We start from the raw sequence: 3,684 nt of genomic DNA, 5'->3' as shown, positions 1-3,684 counted from the left end.
TGTCGCGCCAAACGGCAGGCTCAATCTGCTCCCTCTTTGTTGCCTACTCAAGACTGCACCCCTTGAACGATTACCTTTTGGGTTGAGGATAATGCAACAGCGAGTCGTCACTGCTGCCCTCCTTTCACTCCTCACAGTTCACTCCGACTGCTGATTGAAATCGTTTTCAAGCAAGTAAGCAATGAAATTAAAACAGCACAGGCAGCGATGTGAGTCCATGCACATCCGTTGTGGGGATGAATTCTAGCGTTGCCGCTGGATCAATTTGCAGATTGGGCAGCCGCTCTAGCACGGCCCGCAGTACGATTGCAGCTTCCAGTCGAGCCAGTGGCGCACCCAGACAAAAGTGAATGCCATTGCCAAACGCAACGTGCGGATTCGGGTCGCGATCGACCACAAATTCTTCAGCGCGATCGAACTGGACTGCATCACGGTTCGCTGAACCCATCCAGACTGTCACCCTTTGTCCTGGTGGAATCGTCTGTCCACCCAATTGCGTTTCGACTTTGGTAAACCGTTCAATTCCCTGAATCGATGAGCGATAGCGCAACACTTCCTCGATCGCTAAAGGCAACAAGTCGGGGTCTTGCTTCAGCCGCTTATACGCTTCTGGATACTCATGGAAGCAAAGAATCGCATTGCCCAGCAGATTGGTCGTCGTCTCATTACCGCCCACCAGTAGCACAATGCAGAAATCGACTAGTTCTTGTGCTGTCAGGGTTTCGCCCGCTTCATGGGCGGCAATCAAATCGCTGATCAAATCCTTTCCAGGTTGCTTGCGCCGCTCTGCTAGCAAATGCCGAAAGTAGTCTGCCATTGCTTTCAATGCGGCCGGATCAAGGACAACGATTCCATCTGACCAGCGTTTGAAGTCAGCGCGATCGGCAACTGGAACGCCGAGAATTTCGGCAATCACAATGACGGGCAGCGGTATTGCTAGGTCATGCACAAAATCCATGCGATGTTGAGCTTGAACTTGGTCAATCAGTTCCTGAGTAATTTGTGTAATGCGCGGCGCGAGTTCTTCCACACGCCGAGCGGTGAATACTTTTGCCACCAGTGAGCGGAGCGAGCGATGCTTGGGCGGGTCAGTGAAATTGAGGCTTTGGGTAAAGTCAGTTTGCTCTGGCGGATGCGGCACTTTCGATGAAAACAGTTGCCAGTTTCCAAAGACATATTTTACATCTTCATAGCGAAATACCATCCAGCTTTGCTGCTCTGTGTCGTAGAACACGGGCGCTTCGCGGCGCATTTTGGCATACCAGGCAAAGGGATTGCTGAACCGTTCAGCGGTTTGCGTTCCAATAAATTGCGCTTGCATGATTAATCTCCTTGAGTTAAATGTAAAAATCGCAGGTCAAACTGCTAGATGAACTTGAGGGTTCATCCGCATTGAACAAACGGATTGACACAAATTCCTGGAGTTAGCTAGACACTCGCGTCATCGTCAGAATTGACGGCGGCAGTGGTCGCATGACTCATCTACAAACATCTAAACTCACGCACAGTGTTTTAGATACCTACAGCTATCATGGAAACGGATGACACTTGTCATGTCTAAACTTGATAGGTGTCATACCAGGGTTGGCGGACGATCGCGCAAACTAGAGAGAGCAGGATGGTTAATCTATTCAATGAATCTAGATACTGGCTCTTCTCCATCACTCCGTCGGACACTGCGCTTTGGCGAGTGGCTCCTGCTGCTCATGACGGTCTTGATTTATGTGCTTGACGAAGCCTCCACGCCTGAGCTAATCGTCAAATGTATCGCGTTTAGCACGCTCTTTTTCTGTCTCAGCTTTATCTTGCCGCTCGATCGCCCACTTTGGCAGCGTCGCGCTTATGTTGCGCTGGAAGTGGGGTTGACGGGCGTTGCGATCGCGTCTGGAATCGAATTTAGTTTTGTGCTTTATCTACTACTAATCAAGGCGTGTTTCTTATTGAGTCGCCGCGAAGTTATTTTGACCAATATTATCGGTGGAGTGGTCTGGTTGGCTAGTTTTGCCTGGCTGTATCCGTCACTAATTCAACGAAAACTCCCAGAGTTTGATAGTGTCACTTTGCAGTCTAATCTGTACATCACGCTGCTGCATGCCTTGCTATATTATGTCAGTGCCAGCGTTTTTGTTATTCTTCTTGGCTTTGTGATTGTGGTAGAGCGTGAAAGCCGCCAACGAGCCGAAGCCTTGTCTCAAGAAGTAGAAGTGTTGGGTGCCAAACTAGAACGTCTGCGGATTGCGCGTGAAATTCATGACTCTTTAGGGCACACTCTCACCTCACTGGGAGTGCAACTGGAAGTCGCTCAGAAATTGCGTGATCGCGATTTAGCCAAGTCCTTTCACTCGGTAGACAATGCCGCCTTATTGGCGAGTCAGTGCCTACAAGATGTGCGGCAACTGGTTCAAACCATGAGGTGGCAGTCCAGTTTCAATCTCAAGGAGGCGCTACACGAACGAGTGGAGCAGATGCGCCAGCAGGGAATTGCCACTCAAGTCCATTTAAGTTTGCCTGCTCTCTCCCTACAATCGAGCTATCAGCTTTACTGCATTTTGAAGGAAGGCTTGATTAACATTCAAAAGCACGCGAAGGCAGCTCAGGTAACGCTGCGGGGTCTGGTTGATTCAGACACGATCGTGGTGACGCTGCAAGATGACGGTCACGGGTTTGACCTGGAGCAGCCATTGACCGGGTGCGGTTTGCCAGGAATGCAGGAACGGGTAGAACTCTTGGGCGGAACCCTTCAAATTAGTACAAGTTCCGACCAAGGAACGCAAATCGAAATCGTGATGCCTTATGATTCGAGTGCTCGTCGTTGATGACCAATCCTTCTTTCGAGAAGGGTTAGCCGCATTGTTGTCGCTAGAGGCAGACATCGAAGTAGTCGGACAGGCAACGGATGGGAGAGTGGCGATCGACCTGACTGAGACAATTCAGCCCGATGTCATTCTCATGGACATTCGCATGCCCACCTGTGATGGCGTTACGGCAACGCGTGAAATTCTCCGCAGCTATCCGTGGATTCGTATCCTGGTGCTGACAACGTTTGATGAGGATGACTATGTGTGGGAGTCGCTGAAGGCAGGAGCAAGTGGATACCTGCTCAAAAACACTCCCTCTGGGCAGGTAGCTGATGCTATCCGCACCATTTATAAAGGACATAGCCAACTCGGACCAACGATCGCACCCAAAGTCTTTGCCCAGCTTCAACAACCTGTTAGTGCCACCCCAGTTAATTTAGCCTTAAGTGAACGAGAGTTAGAGGTTCTTAAGCTACTGGGGCAGGGAAAGACAAATCGTGAAATTGCCAAAACTTTGCATATCACCGAAGGAACCGTCAGAAATTACATCAGCCGGATTCTCAGTGAGTTGAATGTGAGCGATCGCACTCAAGCTGCACTCTGGGCACATGGAAATTTAGATTAGCGATCACCTCAGCGAAGAGGTTTAATCTCGCCATGCGGCTTTGCCAGTAGGGATGACAACCACCAAGACATTAAGGAGCCAGATGAAGGGAAAGCTTTCATGTCCGGTTTTGAAGACCAGCAGGTGGAGCGATCTGCCTGCTGAGTTTAATTAGACTGCAACCTGGTTTCTCTCAAGGCAAGCCACAACCAAGTAAGCAAAGGCTATTATAGCGCTACGCACATACGTTAGGACACTCTTTAAAGGCAGCATCAACGCAAT

3 protein-coding genes are annotated in these 3,684 nt (G+C 49.8%); 2 read left to right on the top strand and 1 reads right to left on the bottom strand.

Annotated features, from left to right (window positions below; all coding sequences use genetic code 11):
- Positions 1-187 precede the first annotated feature (187 nt).
- A complete protein-coding gene (locus AC5JMP_RS10735; protein ID WP_495851455.1) occupies positions 188-1,321 on the bottom strand; it encodes a cytochrome P450 in 1,134 nt (377 codons plus the stop codon).
- Positions 1,322-1,553: 232 nt separating this feature from the next.
- On the opposite strand from AC5JMP_RS10735, the gene AC5JMP_RS10730 reads away from it, so the two are divergent.
- A complete protein-coding gene (locus tag AC5JMP_RS10730; RefSeq protein ID WP_495851454.1) occupies positions 1,554-2,816 on the top strand; it encodes a sensor histidine kinase in 1,263 nt (420 codons plus the stop codon).
- Positions 2,794-3,423, top strand: a complete 630-nt coding sequence (locus tag AC5JMP_RS10725; protein ID WP_495851453.1) for a response regulator transcription factor — start codon at positions 2,794-2,796, stop codon at positions 3,421-3,423. The genes AC5JMP_RS10730 and AC5JMP_RS10725 overlap by 23 nt, the downstream gene beginning before the upstream one ends.
- Positions 3,424-3,684 lie beyond the last annotated feature (261 nt).

The organism is Drouetiella sp. (assembly GCF_059504425.1).
This window is presented reverse-complemented; position numbering and strand designations above follow the sequence as displayed.

Excerpts from the sequence above, each read along its gene's own strand:
- AC5JMP_RS10735 (WP_495851455.1), bottom strand. The coding sequence starts at position 1,321 with ATGCAAGCGCAATTTATTGGAACGCAAACCGCTGAACGGTTCAGCAAT.
- AC5JMP_RS10730 (WP_495851454.1), top strand. The coding sequence starts at position 1,554 with ATGTCTAAACTTGATAGGTGTCATACCAGGGTTGGCGGACGATCGCGC.
- AC5JMP_RS10725 (WP_495851453.1), top strand. The coding sequence starts at position 2,794 with ATGATTCGAGTGCTCGTCGTTGATGACCAATCCTTCTTTCGAGAAGGG.